Here is a 16,556-nt window from a genome sequence, read left to right as displayed (position 1 = left end):
ACAACTCTACGCCATCCTGGAATCAGCAATGTCACCTCAAGGCAAGCTCCTTTTTCAGCAGCCTGTGAAGAGGTCTCCCCTTCGATAAGCAGCCTCGGCTTTGCCCGGAATGGTGTGCGCCAACGCCATCTCGCATACTTCATTCGGAAAGTTGGTGGTTTCGGATGCCCAGTCCCGAAAGGTAGAGCGAAAGCCGTGTACGGTTTCTTCGATGCCCATCCGGCGCAGCAGCATTGGCATCGCCATGATACTGAGCGCGTTGCCCTTCGCTGAATTCTTGAAGATCAAACCGGATCGCGACTTGGCAGGCGTGGCCTTGAGAATTTCAAGCGCCGCCTCGCACAATGGCACCCGATGCTCCCGCTCGGCCTTCATTCGCTCGGCTGGAACGATCCAGATCCGCTGGCGAAGATCGATCTCATCCCAATCCGCGTGGAGCACCTCAGCCGTTCGGGCAGCAGTCAGAATCAGAAATTCGAGAGCCCGTGCTGCGACAGCTGGACGTTCATGAAGTTTGGTCATGAACCGCTTGATACGATTGAATGGCAAGGCGGCATGATGGCCGCGCGAAGATTTCCGCCGTCGAGGCAAGATTTGGTCCAGATGACCTCGCCAACGCGCCGGATTTTCGCCTTCACGCAGACCGTTTGCCTTGGCAGCATCAAGTACGTTCTCGATGCGTCCTCTGAGCCGGTCGGCAGTCTCGGGAACCCGACTCCAATGTGGCCGCAGTACTTTGAGTACGTCATCGGTCTCAATTTCGTGCAACAGCAGCGACCGGATCGGCGCGGCATAGACGGTCAGCGTCATTTTCCATTGGTCGATGTGCTTCGCGTTTTTCCAAGAAGGCGACATCGTTTCCACGAAGCTGTCCGCATATTCGCCAAAGGTGACGTACCGATTTGCCTTTGCTCGCTCAGCCTTGGGATTTTTGCCCTCGCTGATCATGGCGCGATATTCGGCTGCCTTTTCCCGCGCCTTGGCCAGGGACAAGGACCGGGCACTACCGAGGCCCAGCTCCTTCTTGGCACCGCGCCAAGTGTAACGGAACAGCCAGCGGCGGCGAGTGGCATCGACAAACAGAAACAGGCCACCACCGTCGGCGTAGCGGCCTGGCTCCTTGATACCGGCAACTCGAGTGGCGGTGAGGCGATTCAGGGCATGACTGGTCACGATCTTGAACTCCTGTTCAAGACCCCTTCCCGCCATGGGTCAAAGGTTGCTGTGGTATGTCGGCCCCGGATCGGGACCCTCTTTGGGACCCTCTTTTGCGGCGCGCTCAAAGGATCCGGCTCGAGATTACCTGAGACGCCGAAATCCTGCAACCTACAGAAATTAAATGATTTTCTGGACGTCTTGAGACGTTGTGAGCCTGCTTGAAAAAGCGTGGCTGGCGGAGAGGGTGGGATTCGAACCCACGGTACGGTTGCCCGTACACCGCATTTCGAGTGCGGCGCATTCGACCTCTCTGCCACCTCTCCGCTAGAGATCGCGATGCGGCGCGGACGCCGCAGGTCGGAAGAAGCGCGCCGGTAGCCCAGATGATCGCGCTTGCCAAGCCCCGAGTTTGCAAAAAGCGGGGATCGCATCGGCCCTTCGCTTGTTTCGCATCCGCACAGGCCTATATTGAGGCTATGAACAGGGCCTCGTTCTTCTCCCCCCAGGCTGGCCGCGTCATCGACGCACCCCGCCAGACCCGTGCCCGCTTCGCCATCGGCGACGTTGTGCGGCACAAGCACCACGACTTTCGTGGCGTCATATTCGACATCGATCCCGTCTTCGCCAACAGCGAGGAATGGTACCAGTCGATCCCGGTTGACGTGCGCCCGGGACGCGAACAGCCTTATTACCATCTCCTCGCCGAGAACGAGGATTCGAGCTACGTTGCCTACGTGAGCCAGCAGAACCTGACGGGCGACCCCGATGGCGGCCCGGTGGACCACCCCTCACTCACTCAGATCTTCGAGGATTTCCGCAACGGTCGCTATCAGCTGCGCCGCGGACTGGCCCACTGATCGGCACACCGGGGCCGGTTCAGGCCTTCATGCTTCCTGTTGCGTGACTGACCGCGCGCAACCCTAGGCTGCGCGGCCATTGTCATAGCTCAGCCCTTGAGCTTCCACCCCGAACGCAGCACGAAATAGACGATCAGGGCCAGCACCACGTTGAGCAGCCCGATACCGAGCGCGCTGTGCAGCACGGCCATGTTGGTGTCACCGATGTCGCTGGCACCCAAGAAGCCGAAGCGGAACCCCGAAATCACGTAGAAGAACGGGTTCACCCGGCTGATCGCCTGGAATCCCGGAGCGAGGTTGTCGATCACGTAGAACGTGCCCGACAACAGCGAGAGCGGCGCGATTACGAAATTGGTGATCGCCGCGTTGTGATCGAACTTCTCAGCCCAGATCGAGGACAAAAAGCCCAGCAGCGCCAAGAAGATCGCTCCCATCAGGCCGAACCACACGATGGCCCACGGATGCGCGACCGACAGGTCGACACTGGGCCACAGCAGCATGGCGCCCGACAGCACCAGCCCTACCAGCACGGCGCGCGTGACCGCTGCTGCCACCATCGCCAGCATCAATTCGCCTTCGCTGAGAGGGGGCATCAGGAAATCGATGATGGTCCCCTGGATCTTGCCCGAGAGAAACGAGAAGCTGGCATTGGCGAAGGCATTCTGCATCATGCCCATGACGATCAGGCCCGGCGCCACGAACGTCGCAAAGTTCACGCCCAGCACTTCCTTGCCGCCGCGACCGAGCGCGAGCGTGAAGATGACGAGGAACAGCAGCGTGGTTATCGCGGGCGCCCAGATCGTCTGGGTCTGCACCTTGAAGAACCGGCGCACCTCCTTCATATAAAGGGTCTTGAGCCCCACCCAGTTGATCTGGTGGATCAGGGGCTCTCCCTTTGCCGGAAACCGGCGGGGCTGCGATTGCGCGGTGGACCCCAGCAGTTCGGTCGAATTCGATTGATCGGCCATGGACCGGCGACTATCGGCTGCAGCCCTGCAAGGCAAGCGGGTGGTAAGAATTTCGGGGTGATTCTGCGAATTGCTCCCATGCACGGAAACGGAATTGGAATGAGCTGGACGGACGAGCGGATCGAGAAGCTGACCAAGATGTGGGAAGGCGGGGCTACGGCCAGCCAGATCGCCGAGGAACTCGGCGGTGTGAGCCGCAATGCCGTGATCGGCAAGGCGCACCGCCTTGGCCTCAAGGCCCGCCCCTCCCCGGTCAAGGCGAATGAGAAGCCCGCGCGCGCCGCGGCGCCCAAGAAGGCAAAGACCGCTCCGGCCGAACCACCGGCAGCAAAGGCTGCCGAGGCGGCGCCTGCCCCGGCACCGGCTCCTGCCCGTCCCGCCGCACCGGCGCCTGCCCCGGCACCCGCTCGTGCTGCCGCGCCTGCGGCCCCGGCTGCCGCCGACGATCCCAAGCCGGCAAGCGACAAGCCGCGTATCGTTTCGGTCGGCCCCGGCGGTTTTCTTCGCCAAGGTCCGGGCGACCAGCAGGCCCCGATCCCACCGGCACCGCCGCGCCGCCTCGTGCCGGCAAAGCCCAGCCCTGAAATCGCCGACAAGACGAGCCTGCTCGACCTCAACGACCGGGTCTGCCGTTGGCCGATGGGACACCCGGGCGAACCGGATTTCCACTTTTGCGGTGAGAAGGTGAACCCTGGCTTCCCCTACTGCGTCGAGCATTGCGGACGGGCCTATCAGGCACAGCTTCCGCGCGGCGCGCGCCGTCCTCCTCCGCCGCTGCCGTTCGGCGGCCCCCGCGTTCGCTGATCCGATCATGCGCGCTCGTCCGGCATCCTTGCTTGCAGCATGCGTCGCATCGCTGTCGCTCGCATGCGGTGCCGGGCTAGCCATTGCCCAGGACGCGCCCGCAAGCGCGGCCCCGGCAGTCAAGGCAGCTGCCGCGCCTGCCCCGGCGCCAGAACCTGTCGAGCACGTCTATGTTGCGCTCAAGACCGCCTTGGGCGTGATTACACTCGATCTTGACAAGACGCATGCCCCGATGACCACGGCCAACTTCCTCAAATACGTCGACAGCAAGCGGATGGACGGGGCAGTTTTCTATCGCGCCATGCATCTGGGCTACAGCGACGAGCCGGCAGGTCTGCTGCAGGGCGGTGTTCGCGATGGCGCCAAGCTGTTCGATCCCGTGGCGCACGAGAGCACGAACCAGACTAGCATCCTGCACAAGGCCGGAACGATATCCATGGCCCGCTTTGCACCAGGTACGGCGACAGCGGATTTCATGATCATGCTGTCCGACATGCCGGCGCTTGATGCATCGGAGGGTAACACCGGGGAAGATCCCGGCGCAGGATTTGCCGCCTTCGGGCACGTCGCAGGCGGTATGGACGTCGTCGAGGCGATCTGGAACCAGCCGCGCTCTGCCACCAAAGGCGAAGGCGTGATGAAGGGCGATATCTTCGAAGACGAAGTCAAGATCATCAGCGCGCGTCGCGTCGCCGAACCTCCACAGCCGCTTGAAGAACAGATCGACACGGACGGCGAGCCCCCCGCGGCTCCGTGATTCGCGGCGGAAGCGAAGCAAGCGTTTACGATCTTCCGCAACAAACTGCCCATACTCACGCCAAGTAAAAAGTAACGTTTCCCGGTCATGCTGTGCGCAGTGTAAATATTTGCACTAGTGAACTTAAACGTAGCGAGAAATGGTCGTTAACCGTAATATGACGGCACATGATCCCAGCATGGCCCGGGGGGGCTGGATGCGATGGCTCGGCTTGGGCGGAGACCGGCGCGAAGCACTTGGCGCGGCTCTACCGGCAGATGTGCCGTCGGAGGGTGTAACTGACCGCCCGTCAGACATGCCCCGAGACACGCATGCGTTCGACGGGCGCGAACGCCTGGAAATGCTTGCCGAGATCTCGCAGTTCATTGTCGAGAACGATCTGCCGGTCACCCCGTTCACGCTGGAAGCCGCCCACGATATCATCACCGGAGCCAATCCCGCGCTGGCCGAGTTCACCGCTACGCGCCTGGCGGAAGGTGACCCGATTACGGTGGCGTGGCTCGAGAACGTGCGCTGCTCGGGCGTCCAGGACAGTGCCACTGCGCGGTTGCATTCGCTCATCGCCCGGCTGGAAGCAACGATCGACGCCTTCGCCATCACCGCCTGCGCGGCGAAGACTGCCACCAGCGATTACAACACCGCTCTCGAGGCCCACGTCGACGATCTTGCCGCCATCGACGGTAGCGACGACGTGGTCGCGCAGATCACCACGCTGGCGCGTGACATGCTCGATCGCACGCGTGAAGTTGCCCGCGAACTTTCCCGGTCCGAACGTGAAACGCACGCCCTGCAAAGGCAGCTTGCCGATGCCCGCGCCGAGGCCGAGGTCGATCACCTGACCGGGCTTCCCAATCGCCGGGCCTTCGAAGCCCGGTATGACCTGGAATACACCGCAACCCGCGAGGCCGGCGAATCGCTGTGCGTCGCCTTCTGCGACATCGACGAGTTCAAGCGGATCAACGACAAGCACGGCCATGAAGCCGGCGACCGCGTCCTGCGCACTGTGGCGCAGTCGCTCGCGACCATTTCCGACGACACCTGCCACGTCGCCCGTCACGGCGGGGAGGAATTCGTTGTCCTGCTGCGCAACAAGCTTCTGGCGGAAGCCTGTGCCGTCATCGACGAAGCCAGGGAAGCAATTGCCTCGCGCCGCCTCGTCAACCGTACGACCGATGTTCCCTTCGGACAGATCACGCTTTCTGCCGGCGTAGCGGACGTGCATGCCTATGACGATGCACGCGCTGCCCTTCGTGCCGCTGATGGAGCGCTTCTGCGCGCCAAGGAAGCCGGTCGCAACGTCGTATTGAAAGCTGAGCCTTCCGATTGATCGTCATCGAGACCCGCTTTACTCTCGGGCCAAAGACCCTGGGAGAATGCCATGACCATCTCGCTCGACACAGCCTTCGTCGCCACCTGCTTGCAAACCCTGGAAAGCATTTCCGGGCTCATCGCCACTGCCGAAGCACACTGCGCTGAAAAGGACCTCGCCGCCGAGGCCCTGACCGAAGCGCGCATCGCGCCGGACATGTGGCCTTTCGCGAAGCAGGTGTTCGAATGCGGCCATCACTCCGCCCGTGCCGTTGCCGGCGTGAAGGCAGGCGTTTTCCATCCCGAAATCGAACCGGTTCCTTCCGACTTCGCATCGCTGCGAAGTGAAATCGACGAATCCATTGCTGCTCTGAAAACGCTGAAATCCGGCGAACTGGATGCCATAGCCGGCCAGGACATGCGTTTTGAGTTCGGCACAATACGCATGGATTTTACTGTCGAGGACTTTCTTTTCAGCTTTTCCCTGCCCAATTTCTATTTTCACAGCACAATGGCCTACGCAATTCTAAGAAATCAGGGGCTCGAAATCGGCAAACGCAACTTTCTCGGTCAAGTGCGGGTTAAGGGGTGAACATTTTGAAATACCCTGCCCTTATTTGACCTTTACTCTGCCTAGAGGCCCAGAAAAGCTGGCCTTTCGCAAAAATCAGGCAAAACGCGTAATTCGTGATAATCCATTAACTTTTTTCGCATACCTTGCGCAGCCACAACAACTGGATGGGATGCGGTGCAAAAAGAGGGACTTCTGGCGCCGAACGATCGGCAGAACAAAGGCCTGCGCCACGCCATGCATGGCGTGATGGCCCTGAACGTCGCTGCCGCCGCTTCGACCATCTTTCTGGACGGGCACCGTGCGCTGATCGCCGGTGGCGTCGCTGTCACCTGCTCCGTCCTCGTTCTCCTTGTCGCGCTCGCAGCCACACGCCTGGTTGCGGCCGACATGAAGCAGCACCTCGAACTTTTCGATCAGGCGCAGGGCACCAGCCGTCAGATCGAAGAACTCTTCGCCATGACGGACATGCTGCAAGCTGCGGAGGATCATGACGACGCCGGCGCCGTCCTGATGGCCACCGCCCACCGTCTGCTGCCCGAATACGGCGGCGCTCTCTACGTCTTCAACAACTCGCGCGACCGGCTCGACCTGGCCAAAGCCTGGAACGTCAGCGAAAACTTCGATCCGGCCGCTACGCTGCTGCCCGGCAACTGCTGGGCCCTGAAACGCGGCAAGCCCCACATCAACGATGCCAGTTCAGACACGCTGTGCTGCATGCACCACATAGGTTCCGTCGCGACCGTCGAAGTCCCCATGATGGCACGCGGACAGGTTTTCGGCCTGCTGGTGCTTGCCTACGACGGCGCCGAAGCCTTCCAGAACCTCAAGGGCATTCGCCGCGTCACGCGGGCGCTTGCGGACTCGATGTCGCTGGCGCTGTCCAACATCGCCTTGCGTGAGAAACTGCGCACCCAGTCGCTGCGCGATCCGCTGACCGGCCTCTACAACCGCCGGTACATGGAGGACGCACTCGAGCGCTATCTCAGCCTTGCCGAGCGCACGGGTGCGGCGACGTCTGTGGTGATGATCGATCTCGACAACTTCAAGCGCCTCAACGACAATTACGGCCACGCCAAGGGCGACGCCGTGCTGCGCGATGTCGCCGGCCAGTTCGTCGGCGCCCTGCGGCCCTCCGACGTTGTAGCGCGGTATGGCGGCGAGGAATTGATGGTGATCCTGCCGAACTGCGGCGTCGAGGATGCCGCTGCGAAGGCAGAAATGCTGCGCATGCGCATCGAAAGCCTCTCGGAAGTACATGGTGCTCCGATCAGCGCATCGTTCGGTGTTGCAACGGTACCGGAAACCTCGATCAACGCAGCCGACGTCATCCCGATGGCAGACGCCGCGCTCTATGCCGCCAAGAATGCCGGCAAGAACTGCGTCATCGCGGCCGACAAGCGTAGCACCTCGCCCGACGACTTGGTCGGCCCGCGCCTTGCCGTTACCGGCTGAACACGCTGCTTACGAAGCGACGACCTGATCGGGCTCGGTGTCCACCCGCGTCAGCATCACGTCGACATCATTGAGCGCCTTGGCAAGCGTTACGCTGAGAACGCCGCCGTTGACCTGATGCCACTCGGCAATGTCCGCTTCCACCGACAGGTTCGCAAAGGCACCCTGCGCACGCACCTTGTGCGTCACGCTGGCGTCCAGCGTCTCCGCCGAAACCGGCAGATGCGGCAGTGTGCTGGCATTCTGCGAATTCGCAAAGTGCACGCCGATCACACTGACGTGATAGACCGGACGGCCATCCTCGATCTCGATCTTCTGGATCTTCACCAGCGAGCCCGTGTCCTGCACCCGCGTGGCATATTGCCACACCTGGCCTTCGGCGTAGTCCTGCGGAGCGGCCTGAGCGGAAACGGGGGCCGCGGCGAGAGCCAGCGACGAAGCGGCGAGGAGAATCCTTAACATGCGTCAACCATGGTTCGCGCGCGCCATGCGGTCAATCGCATCCGGCTCGCTGTATCGTTTTGAGAGGTCCGTTCACCCAATCCTTTCGGTCGGGCGATCAAAGCAGAAAGACGACATACCCCTTGAAGTTCGGATCGCTTTCCAGCCCCTCCGGCGCGCGCCACGCCCCGCCTTCGACCAGGGCGATGCGATAGGGCATGCCGAGCCGTTGCAGCGAAGCCAGATAGGTCTCGTAGCCGGGGATCGTATGGCGGCCCTGATAGGTCTGCACCACGATCTCGTCGACGATCCCGGCCAGCCGCGCCAGCGCCTGCGGATCGCCGCCGGCGCTCCAGTCCATGAGGCCGGTGATGGACAGCTTCCATTGCGAAGGCAGCCGGCCACGCAGATCCGCGAGAAATTCGGCATAGCCATCGAGCCCGCGCGTGGCTGCGTCGAAGTCTATCTGTAGACCCGCCAGCGCATTTCCCGCTGCCGCCCATCGGTCCACTTCGCGCAGCACGGCGCGGTAGAGACCCTCGTCCCAATCGAGCCGCTCCACCCGCACTGTCAGCCACAACCGCGTCCCCGATACGCGCGGCACCGCGCGCAGACCCACGAACCGGCTGCCCGGCTGGTGGCGCACCTCTCCGGCCAGCGCATAGACGGTGCGCGCCCGCTTCAGCCATGCCGGTGGCTTGACGCCCGCCCAAAGGAAAAAGGCGTCGTAGTCCTCGGCAAGGACTGTCTGCTCCGCCCCGCCGTTTTTACTCCGGCAAGCCGCCAGCATCGCACTTGCGAGTACCGCGCCGAGAAAGGCGCGGCGCCCTACCAGTAGTACTTGAGCTTGATCGCCCATTTGCTCTTCGGATAGTCGCGCTTCAGACGCTTGAACCAGGCTTCGCGCTGCGAGACCGGGACATCGGTGGGATTGCAGGAGTTGTTGCCCGCCGGTGCGTAGCACATCACCGACCTGTACAGGGCATAGGCTGTCTGCTCGGCCGATGCCGAAGGGCTGGCCAGAACACCGGCGTAGAGATCGGCGCGCGTGCGGGCATCGCCCAGGAACAGCGAAGGCGTGCCGCCCAGTTGCGCGGCCTCGCGCTTGCCCTCATCGGACAGATAGGCGTCGAACCCGTTGAGCCGGTAGAACTCTGCCAGACACAGCTGTGCCCCCGGATCATCGGAGCGCTTCGCAAGCGTGCGGGCCGTCTGCGACAGGGCAGGACAAGGATAGCTCTGCCCCCGGTCGCCGGAGGTGAAGAGGCCCAGCGGAACTTCGTGATTGACGTCGCCGAGCCAGCCGCCGATCCAACCATTCTTGTGGGCGCCGCTCTCGACCTTGGCGAGATCCTTGACGAAATCGGCATAGCGCCCCCGGCTCAGCTCCTTGTAGAGCAGGATGAAAAGGGCCGCCTCGCGCTCGAGACGCGTGGCGCCCGCTGCACTCGCCTGCCGGCGCAGCAGATCGGGGCCGGCAATCTGCTGGAGCAGCATGACGCGGATGTCCGGTTCGGTGATCGGGCTTTCCTTGGCGAAGACCCTGGCGATGTCGCCGCTGCGCTCCCAGTTCATCGCGAGGGCCAGTTCAACGGCCGGGCGCTGGTAGAGCCCCTTGGCGCCGCCTGCCAGTTGCTGCCAGAAACCGGCCGCATTGGGATCGTTCAGCTGCTCCAAGGCAAGGCCGCGTAGAAGCTGCCGACTGAATGCCAGCGGCGTATAGCTGCCCCGGCGCGCATCGTCGGGAAGCAGTTCCAGAACGCGGCGATAGTCTTTTTCGACATGAAAGGCCTGGCTTGCCTTCAAGTACCCATAGAGTTCGGGCATGTCCGCGAAGACCGGTGCCTGGGCCTCCAGCTCCTCTGCCGAGAGGGGCTGCGGCACGTATTCGGACATCATCGGTTCCGTCTGGCGCATGCGGGCGAAATCCCATGTCGCCAAAGTCAGCGGGGCATCAAGCCCTCCGGACATGCCGCGCGTGAAGAACAGCTTGGCTTCGATCTCCTCGATCAGGCCCGGCACCGCCTTGTCCTGACGCGGCTGCCTGGCAAGCATGCCATCGTAGATGCGCGAGAGCGGCGGCTGCGCGCCCATCAGCCAGAGCGCGCGCCTTTGCAGGCCGGTGGCCGAAGCTGCATAGCGCCCTTCCGGATAGGCCTTGAGATAGCCGTTTAGCGCCGTGCGTCCCGCGGCAGCCCGGTCGCTGTCGACCTTGCCGTTGTCATACCAGCCCCATTCGCCGAACGCGGGCACCTGCGAAGCGGCCAAGGCATTGCGTGCCTGCATGTAGCGCGACGTCTCGGCCACCCACGGTTCGCGAGATTCTGCCAGCTTTTCGAAGATCGCCGCCGCGCCACCGAAGTTCTCGGCATAGAATGCCTGCGCGCCTTTGAGATAGTCTAGGTAGTCCTCTCCAGCCCGGCTGGTCACGCCCGAAGGCCATGCCGGTTCTGCATCGCTGCCGTTGCAGGCGGGCTCGAGAAGATCGCGGGCCTGCGACAGCGCCGCGCGTTCAGCCGGCTCAATTGTTTTGCTTGAAGCCAGGGCAGCCCGGAACGCCTCAGCGCCACTGACGAGGGTCTGGCAAAGCGTGCCAGCATAGCTGTCCTCGTCATAGTCGATCGTGTCGACGCCGCGCGGCTTGGGCCAAAAGGTCGCCTGCATCGAATCCCAGCTGACAAAAACGTGGCCGAAATCGGCGCTGTCCCAATCGTCGTCGGGATAGGAAGCGCCGCTGCCGCCAGCCGCAGCCGCCTTCTCGCGCATCAGCCAGGCCATGTTGACGCGCGTGTCGTTGCGCGGGCCGATCAGCGCCGATCCGGCACATTCATAGCGCGAGAGGCCCAGCGCCCATGTCGGCGAGCACCCGAAGTCGCCGCTGGCTCCGACGATCTGCGGCAAAGCACCCAGCGCCAGGGCCGCACCACCTGCCAGAACCCATCGCTTCTTCATGCACTCGCCCCCTGTTTCCCGCCTGCGCCAAGTTCTCCGATCAAACGGCGGAATAGCAAGCCCTTGAGCAAAGAACATATACGCGTTGCAAAGAAAAAGGGCCGCGTAATACGCGGCCCTTTCCCTATTCGTTGCCCTGAACGGGCTGTGCTCAGTCTTCCTTGAGGAACGCTGGCATGTGGTTCGGATCACCACCTTCGTCCTTGTCACGGCGCGGACCGCGATCGCGGCCACCACCGCCACCACCACCGCCACTGCGGCGCGGACCACGACGGTCACCGCCACGACCGCCTTCACGACCGCCTTCACGGTCGCCACGCGGCGCCTTGGGCGGACGGGTGTCTTCAAGCTCTTCGCCGGTTTCCTGGTCGACCACGCGCATCGACAGACGGACCTTGCCGCGGTTGTCGATCTCGAGGACCTTGACCTTCACTTCCTGGCCTTCCGACACGACGTCAGTCGGCTTCTCGACGCGCTCGTTCTTCATTTCGGAAACGTGGACGAGGCCGTCCTTGCCACCCATGAAGTTCACGAATGCACCGAAGTCGACGATGTTGACGACCTTGCCGGTGTAGATCTTGCCGACTTCCGGTTCCTCGACGATGCCCTGGATCCAAGCCTTGGCAGCCTCGATCTGGTTGATGTCGGAAGAGGAGATCTTGATCACGCCTTCGTCGTCGATGTCGACCTTGGCGCCGGTCTCTGCAACGATCTCGCGGATCACCTTGCCGCCGGTCCCGATGACGTCGCGGATCTTCGACTTGTCGATCTGGATCGTCTCGATGCGCGGGGCGTGGGCCGAAAGCTCGGTACGGGCCGAGCCGAGGGCCTTCTGCATTTCACCCAGGATGTGCGCACGGCCGGCCTTCGCCTGCTCCAGCGCCTTGCCCATGATCTCCTTGGTGATGCCGGCGATCTTGATGTCCATCTGCATCGTGGTGATGCCGTTCTCGGTGCCGGCCACCTTGAAGTCCATGTCGCCGAGGTGATCCTCGTCGCCCAGGATGTCCGAAAGGACGGCGAACTCTTCGCCTTCAAGGATCAGGCCCATGGCGATGCCCGAAACCGGACGCTCGAGCGGAACGCCCGCGTCCATCATCGAAAGGCAGCCGCCGCAGATCGTCGCCATCGAGGACGAGCCGTTGGACTCGGTGATGTCCGACAGGATGCGGATCGTGTAGGGGAAGTCTTCCTTCTTGGGCAGCACCGGGTGCAGCGCGCGCCATGCCAGCTTGCCGTGGCCGATCTCGCGACGGCCCGGGGCGCCGAAGCGGCCCACTTCACCGACCGAGTAGGGCGGGAAGTTATAGTGCAGCATGAACGGCGAGTACGACAGGCCTTCGAGGCCGTCGATCATCTGCTCGCTATCCTTGGTGCCCAGCGTGGTGGTGCAGATCGCCTGCGTTTCACCGCGGGTGAACAGCGCCGAACCGTGGGTGCGGGGCAGGAAGCCAACCATCGAATCGATCGGGCGGACCTGATCCAGCTTGCGGCCGTCGATGCGGGTGCCGTCCTTGAGGATGGCGCCGCGAACGATGTCCGCTTCCACCTTCTTCATGGTCTTGATGGCGACCATCTGGGTCTGCGCGTCGGCGTCGGCGAACGCTTCCTTGGCCTTGGCGCGTGCCTCGTTGAGGGCGTTCGAGCGGGCCGACTTGTCGGTCAGCTTGTAGGCGGCGGCAACATCGGCGCCGACCACGTCCTTGAGCTTGGCCTTGATCGCCGAGTTGTCGCTGATCGCGATTTCCCAGGGCTCCTTGGCAGCCTTCTCGGCCAGGTCGATGATAAGGTTCACGACCTTCTTGCACTCGTCATGCGCGAACATGACGGCGCCGAGCATCTCTTCCTCGGCCAGTTCCTTGGCTTCCGATTCGACCATCATCACGGCATCGCCGGTGGCGGCGACGACGAGATCGAGGCGACCGTCTTCCAGAGCGGCGGCCTGCTTCGGGTTCAGCGTGTATTCGCCATCGACGAAGCCGACGCGGCAGGCGCCGATCGGGCCCATGAAGGGAACGCCCGAGATGGTGAGCGCGGCCGAAGCGGCGATCATGGCAACGACATCGGGTTCGGTCTCGCCGTCATAGGACATGACCTGCGCGATGCAGTTGATCTCGTTGTAGAAGCCTTCCGGGAACAGCGGGCGCACCGGACGGTCGATCAGGCGGCTGGTCAGCGTTTCCTTTTCGGTCGCGCCGCGTTCACGCTTGAAGAAGCCACCGGGGATACGGCCGGCGGACGAGAACTTTTCCTGATAGTGGACGGTGAGCGGGAAGAAGTCCTGCCCTTCCTTCACCGACTTGGCGGCCGTGACAGCGCACAGCACGACAGTTTCGCCATAAGTGGCGAGGACCGCGCCGTCAGCCTGACGGGCAATGCGGCCGGTTTCGAGAGTGAGGGTCTTGCCGCCCCACTCCATCGATACGGTTTTTACGTCGAACATAGAGAGTTTCCTCAGACCCACCGGCCCTATTGCCTGGCGGGGTTTACTGCCGGGGATTCCGTCCCGGTCCGGTGTGGGGCCTGTCGTGGCCCCCAGGCCCCTCGCCGGATTGCGAGGATACCCATCGTGTTTTCATCCCGGTGCCGTTGAAATCTTTGGGGCTGGCGGGATGGTTATCGTCCGTGCTGAAAATCACAGCAGGGATCTGATACTTCAAAGCGGCCGTATACGGCCAGCGATCCCGGCCTTTGCCGGGACGACGCGACACATTGCCGCGCCAATATGAAACGGCCCGCCATTGGCGGGCCGAAACCTTGCGTTACTTACGCAGACCCAGCTTCTGGATCAGGGCGTTGTAGCGCTGGACGTCCTTCTTCTTGAGGTAGTCCAGCAGCGAGCGGCGCTTGTTGACCATCGCCAGCAGACCGCGGCGCGAATGGTTGTCCTTGTGGTGCGTCTTGAAGTGCTCGGTCAGGTTGACGATGCGCTCGGTGAGGATCGCGACCTGGACTTCGGGGCTGCCCGTGTCGCCAGTGGCGCGGGCGTTGTCCGTGATGATTTCAGACTTCTTTTCAGCAGTAACCGACATTCATTCTACTCCGCGACATCGGTGAGATTGAACCCCCTGACAACCCGGACGTCTCCGCCCGAAAGCTCCACCAGCGCAACAGGGACAGTCCCTTGCCGCGCCCAGTACAGCCCGTCTTCGTGGGGCGACCCGGTAAGAACGCGGCCCTGCCGGACCGCCCTTGCCTGCTCCGGATCGAGGTCGATGGCCGGGATGTCGTCCAGCCCCGCCTCCAGCGGCAAGAGTATCTGTTCAAGAGGCGCGCCCTTACCCGTTTCGTTCAGTTTGTCCAGCGAAATCGCATGGGACAGGTCGAACGGGCCGGCCTGAATGCGGCGAAGCATGGTCACCGTCCCGCAGGAGCCGAGCGCTTGCGCAATGTCGCGCGCCAGAGACCGTATATAGGTACCCTTCGACACTTTTGCGAGGAGTGTAGCCCCCTCGGTTTCGTCGAAGCGTTCAAGGGACAGCGCAAATACGGTGACGTGACGTGCTTGCAGCGCCACCTTCTCACCCGCCCGAGCCAGATCGTAGGCCCGCTGCCCGTCGATTTTCAGTGCTGAATAGGCGGGCGGGATCTGTTCGATCGGACCGGTGAACCGTGGCAATACTCCTTCAACCCGGTCACGCGTGGGGCGCACATCGCTGGTCGCGATTACCGCCCCTTCGAGATCCAGTGTATCGGTCTCCTCGCCAAAGCGGACAGTGAATTCGTAGATCTTGCTGGCATCGAGCATCCGCCCGGTCAGTTTCGTCGCCTCGCCCAGCGCGATCGGCAGGATGCCCGTGGCCAGCGGATCGAGCGTGCCGCCGTGCCCGACCTTCACCCCGCCCTTCAGCTTCATGTTGAAGCCAGCCTCGCGCAGATTGCGCTTCACGGCAGCGACGGCCTGCGTCGAGCCGAGCCCGACAGGCTTGTCGAGAATGACCCATCCGCTGGGCGCCGGACGGGTTGGAGGGGAGCCCTGCGTCATGGCGCCCCCATGGGCGCCACGGACGCGTCGGTCAACGGCGGTTCCAGCTTACCCTTTGGCCTTGTTCCTGACCTTATGCTTGCCCGGAGGCGCATCGAGCTTTTCGAAGGACACGAACGGATAGCGCTGGCCGTGAATGTAGACCGCACTCCACCGGTCGAGCGTGCCGCTGGGCCGGGTATCGATAGCGATGAACTCAACGAAAGGCAGGTCCGGCGAAAAGCCCATGAGTTCCGCCTTGTACCAGGTCTTGTGGTTGTCCTCGAAATAGAGCGTGCGGTTACCTTCGGCCCGCCAGTTCCAGACGTCACCTCGATTGGCGAAAGGAATGGAGGCTCTGCTCTGGGTCTTGGCGGCAGCCTCGGACTGCCCACTGGCAGCCAGCGCGGGCAAGGGCGCCGCGGCCATCATGGCGATCGGGAGAAAAAGAGAAAGGCGCTTCATCACAGGTTCCTTTCCGGCCTGTCTTGCCATCCCCGCATGAGCGAAATCGGCATCCCCGGCCCCCACCGCAAGGCGGTGAGACAAAGTCATACAAACCTGAATTCCGGTTGAAGCCGACGCGTCACAAGCCGGCAACCAGCCGCGCAAGATTATAGTAATGCTCCCCGATCCACAGCACCGGCGGCACCACCACCCGCTCAATCACGCCCCAGTCAGGAAAGAGCTGGGGGATGACGAGCAGCAAGACAAACAGCAGGATAAAGCCGAACGGACGCAACCGCTCATACTGGCGCGCCGCAGCGCGCGGCAGCACACCTTCAATGATGTGCGATCCATCGAAAGGCGGAATCGGCAGCAGGTTGAAGAACGCCAGGAAGACGTTGATCATGATGAAGTTGTTGAAGTTGTCCGCGACAAACTGAAGCCACAGGGCCTCGTTTTCGCCCGCAAAACGTATCAGCAGCCCCAACAGCACCGCACCTACCGCTGCAAGAAGCAGGTTCATGCCCGGTCCGGCTGCGGCCACGGCCATCATGCCCTTGCGCGGATCCCTGAGGCGCCACTTGTTTACCGGAACCGGCTTTGCCCAACCGAACGCTGTATGCGTGGTCAACCACAACATAGCGGGCAGGATGATCGTCCCGAACGGATCGACATGCCGCAACGGATTGAAACTCAGCCGCCGCTGCTCGTGTGCCGTCGGATCGCCGAGCATGCGGGCGACCCAGCCGTGGGCGACTTCATGGAATACGATCGCAATGACCAGAGGGATGATGATTGCTGCAGCCTGCAGCAGAAATTCATTCATGGCTCCCATCTAGGCGCGACATGCCTCCACCGCAACGGCGCCCCGATC

The 16,556-nt window shown here is 62.7% G+C and carries 16 protein-coding genes and 1 tRNA gene; 6 read left to right on the top strand and 11 right to left on the bottom strand.

The annotated features are described in order from the left end of the window. Positions 1-54: 54 nt before the first annotated feature. Positions 55-1,173, bottom strand: coding sequence for a tyrosine-type recombinase/integrase (locus IEX64_RS12520; RefSeq protein WP_229710225.1), 1,119 nt, complete (start codon positions 1,171-1,173; stop codon positions 55-57). Positions 1,174-1,391: 218 nt separating this feature from the next. After that, positions 1,392-1,481 (bottom strand) — tRNA-Ser (locus IEX64_RS12515). 153 nt (positions 1,482-1,634) lie between these two features. Between IEX64_RS12515 and hspQ the strand changes: the two genes are divergently transcribed. Beyond that, the gene (gene hspQ, locus IEX64_RS12510) at positions 1,635-2,015 is read left to right on the top strand and encodes a heat shock protein HspQ (RefSeq protein ID WP_188819999.1); all 381 of its coding nucleotides are present in this window, start codon (positions 1,635-1,637) and stop codon (positions 2,013-2,015) included. Between the two features lie 89 nt (positions 2,016-2,104). Here the strand turns inward: hspQ and IEX64_RS12505 are convergent, their stop codons facing one another. Beyond that, entirely contained in the window at positions 2,105-2,983 is an 879-nt protein-coding gene (locus IEX64_RS12505; RefSeq protein ID WP_188819998.1) for an ABC transporter permease, read from the bottom strand. 99 nt (positions 2,984-3,082) lie between these two features. Here IEX64_RS12505 and IEX64_RS12500 point away from each other — a divergent pair, with 99 nt between their 5' ends. From IEX64_RS12500 to IEX64_RS12480, 5 genes are all read left to right on the top strand, one after another. Beyond that, positions 3,083-3,787, top strand: a complete 705-nt coding sequence (locus IEX64_RS12500) for a GcrA family cell cycle regulator (RefSeq protein ID WP_188819997.1) — start codon at positions 3,083-3,085, stop codon at positions 3,785-3,787. Positions 3,788-3,794: 7 nt separating this feature from the next. Beyond that, positions 3,795-4,544 (top strand): peptidylprolyl isomerase, encoded by a 750-nt coding sequence (locus IEX64_RS12495; protein ID WP_188819996.1) that lies wholly within the window; start codon positions 3,795-3,797, stop codon positions 4,542-4,544. A 178-nt stretch (positions 4,545-4,722) separates the two neighbouring features. Further along, a complete protein-coding gene (locus IEX64_RS12490) occupies positions 4,723-5,871 on the top strand; it encodes a GGDEF domain-containing protein (protein ID WP_229710223.1) in 1,149 nt (382 codons plus the stop codon). Between the two features lie 51 nt (positions 5,872-5,922). Continuing rightward, a complete protein-coding gene (locus IEX64_RS12485; RefSeq protein WP_188819995.1) occupies positions 5,923-6,444 on the top strand; it encodes a DUF1993 domain-containing protein in 522 nt (173 codons plus the stop codon). Between the two features lie 156 nt (positions 6,445-6,600). Then, the gene (locus IEX64_RS12480) at positions 6,601-7,878 is read left to right on the top strand and encodes a GGDEF domain-containing protein (protein WP_229710221.1); all 1,278 of its coding nucleotides are present in this window, start codon (positions 6,601-6,603) and stop codon (positions 7,876-7,878) included. Positions 7,879-7,887: 9 nt separating this feature from the next. On the opposite strand, the gene IEX64_RS12475 is transcribed toward IEX64_RS12480, so the two are convergent. The 8 genes from IEX64_RS12475 to IEX64_RS12440 all read right to left on the bottom strand — a co-directional run bounded on the left by IEX64_RS12475 (position 7,888) and on the right by IEX64_RS12440 (position 16,508). Beyond that, the gene (locus tag IEX64_RS12475; protein WP_188819994.1) at positions 7,888-8,340 is read right to left on the bottom strand and encodes a hypothetical protein; all 453 of its coding nucleotides are present in this window, start codon (positions 8,338-8,340) and stop codon (positions 7,888-7,890) included. A gap of 97 nt (positions 8,341-8,437) precedes the next feature. Further along, positions 8,438-9,178 carry a DUF3142 domain-containing protein gene (locus IEX64_RS12470; RefSeq protein ID WP_188819993.1) on the bottom strand — a complete coding sequence of 247 codons (741 nt, stop codon included), beginning with the start codon at positions 9,176-9,178 and terminating at the stop codon, positions 8,438-8,440. After that, complete coding sequence (locus IEX64_RS12465; protein ID WP_188819992.1) at positions 9,148-11,271, bottom strand: PA5441 family protein; 2,124 nt, start codon at positions 11,269-11,271, stop codon at positions 9,148-9,150. The genes IEX64_RS12470 and IEX64_RS12465 overlap by 31 nt, the downstream gene beginning before the upstream one ends. Before the next feature lie 151 nt (positions 11,272-11,422). Beyond that, on the bottom strand, positions 11,423-13,714 hold the full coding sequence (gene pnp / locus IEX64_RS12460) for a polyribonucleotide nucleotidyltransferase (RefSeq protein ID WP_188819991.1): 2,292 nt from the start codon (positions 13,712-13,714) through the stop codon (positions 11,423-11,425). Positions 13,715-14,033: 319 nt separating this feature from the next. Next, positions 14,034-14,303, bottom strand: a complete 270-nt coding sequence (gene rpsO / locus IEX64_RS12455) for a 30S ribosomal protein S15 (RefSeq protein ID WP_188819990.1) — start codon at positions 14,301-14,303, stop codon at positions 14,034-14,036. A 5-nt stretch (positions 14,304-14,308) separates the two neighbouring features. After that, positions 14,309-15,256, bottom strand: coding sequence for a tRNA pseudouridine(55) synthase TruB (gene truB, locus IEX64_RS12450; protein ID WP_188819989.1), 948 nt, complete (start codon positions 15,254-15,256; stop codon positions 14,309-14,311). A 48-nt stretch (positions 15,257-15,304) separates the two neighbouring features. Further along, positions 15,305-15,700: a DUF6491 family protein gene (locus IEX64_RS12445; protein WP_229710220.1), complete on the bottom strand. Its 396-nt coding sequence runs from the start codon at positions 15,698-15,700 to the stop codon at positions 15,305-15,307. Positions 15,701-15,821: 121 nt separating this feature from the next. Next, positions 15,822-16,508, bottom strand: a complete 687-nt coding sequence (locus IEX64_RS12440; RefSeq protein WP_188819988.1) for a site-2 protease family protein — start codon at positions 16,506-16,508, stop codon at positions 15,822-15,824. Positions 16,509-16,556 lie beyond the last annotated feature (48 nt).

Origin of the sequence: Novosphingobium indicum (genome assembly GCF_014645195.1) — a bacterium.
Lineage (GTDB): Bacteria > Pseudomonadota > Alphaproteobacteria > Sphingomonadales > Sphingomonadaceae > Novosphingobium > Novosphingobium indicum.
The sequence above is the reverse complement of the archived record's forward strand: the minus strand, read 5'-3'. Positions and strand labels throughout refer to the sequence as shown.

Excerpts from the sequence above, each read along its gene's own strand:
- hspQ (WP_188819999.1), top strand. The coding sequence starts at position 1,635 with ATGAACAGGGCCTCGTTCTTCTCCCCCCAGGCTGGCCGCGTCATCGAC.
- IEX64_RS12505 (WP_188819998.1), bottom strand. The coding sequence starts at position 2,983 with ATGGCCGATCAATCGAATTCGACCGAACTGCTGGGGTCCACCGCGCAA.
- IEX64_RS12500 (WP_188819997.1), top strand. The coding sequence starts at position 3,083 with ATGAGCTGGACGGACGAGCGGATCGAGAAGCTGACCAAGATGTGGGAA.
- IEX64_RS12495 (WP_188819996.1), top strand. The coding sequence starts at position 3,795 with ATGCGCGCTCGTCCGGCATCCTTGCTTGCAGCATGCGTCGCATCGCTG.
- IEX64_RS12490 (WP_229710223.1), top strand. The coding sequence starts at position 4,723 with ATGGCCCGGGGGGGCTGGATGCGATGGCTCGGCTTGGGCGGAGACCGG.
- IEX64_RS12485 (WP_188819995.1), top strand. The coding sequence starts at position 5,923 with ATGACCATCTCGCTCGACACAGCCTTCGTCGCCACCTGCTTGCAAACC.
- IEX64_RS12475 (WP_188819994.1), bottom strand. The coding sequence starts at position 8,340 with ATGTTAAGGATTCTCCTCGCCGCTTCGTCGCTGGCTCTCGCCGCGGCC.
- IEX64_RS12470 (WP_188819993.1), bottom strand. The coding sequence starts at position 9,178 with ATGGGCGATCAAGCTCAAGTACTACTGGTAGGGCGCCGCGCCTTTCTC.
- IEX64_RS12465 (WP_188819992.1), bottom strand. The coding sequence starts at position 11,271 with ATGAAGAAGCGATGGGTTCTGGCAGGTGGTGCGGCCCTGGCGCTGGGT.
- pnp (WP_188819991.1), bottom strand. The coding sequence starts at position 13,714 with ATGTTCGACGTAAAAACCGTATCGATGGAGTGGGGCGGCAAGACCCTC.
- rpsO (WP_188819990.1), bottom strand. The coding sequence starts at position 14,303 with ATGTCGGTTACTGCTGAAAAGAAGTCTGAAATCATCACGGACAACGCC.
- truB (WP_188819989.1), bottom strand. The coding sequence starts at position 15,256 with ATGACGCAGGGCTCCCCTCCAACCCGTCCGGCGCCCAGCGGATGGGTC.
- IEX64_RS12445 (WP_229710220.1), bottom strand. The coding sequence starts at position 15,700 with ATGAAGCGCCTTTCTCTTTTTCTCCCGATCGCCATGATGGCCGCGGCG.
- IEX64_RS12440 (WP_188819988.1), bottom strand. The coding sequence starts at position 16,508 with ATGAATGAATTTCTGCTGCAGGCTGCAGCAATCATCATCCCTCTGGTC.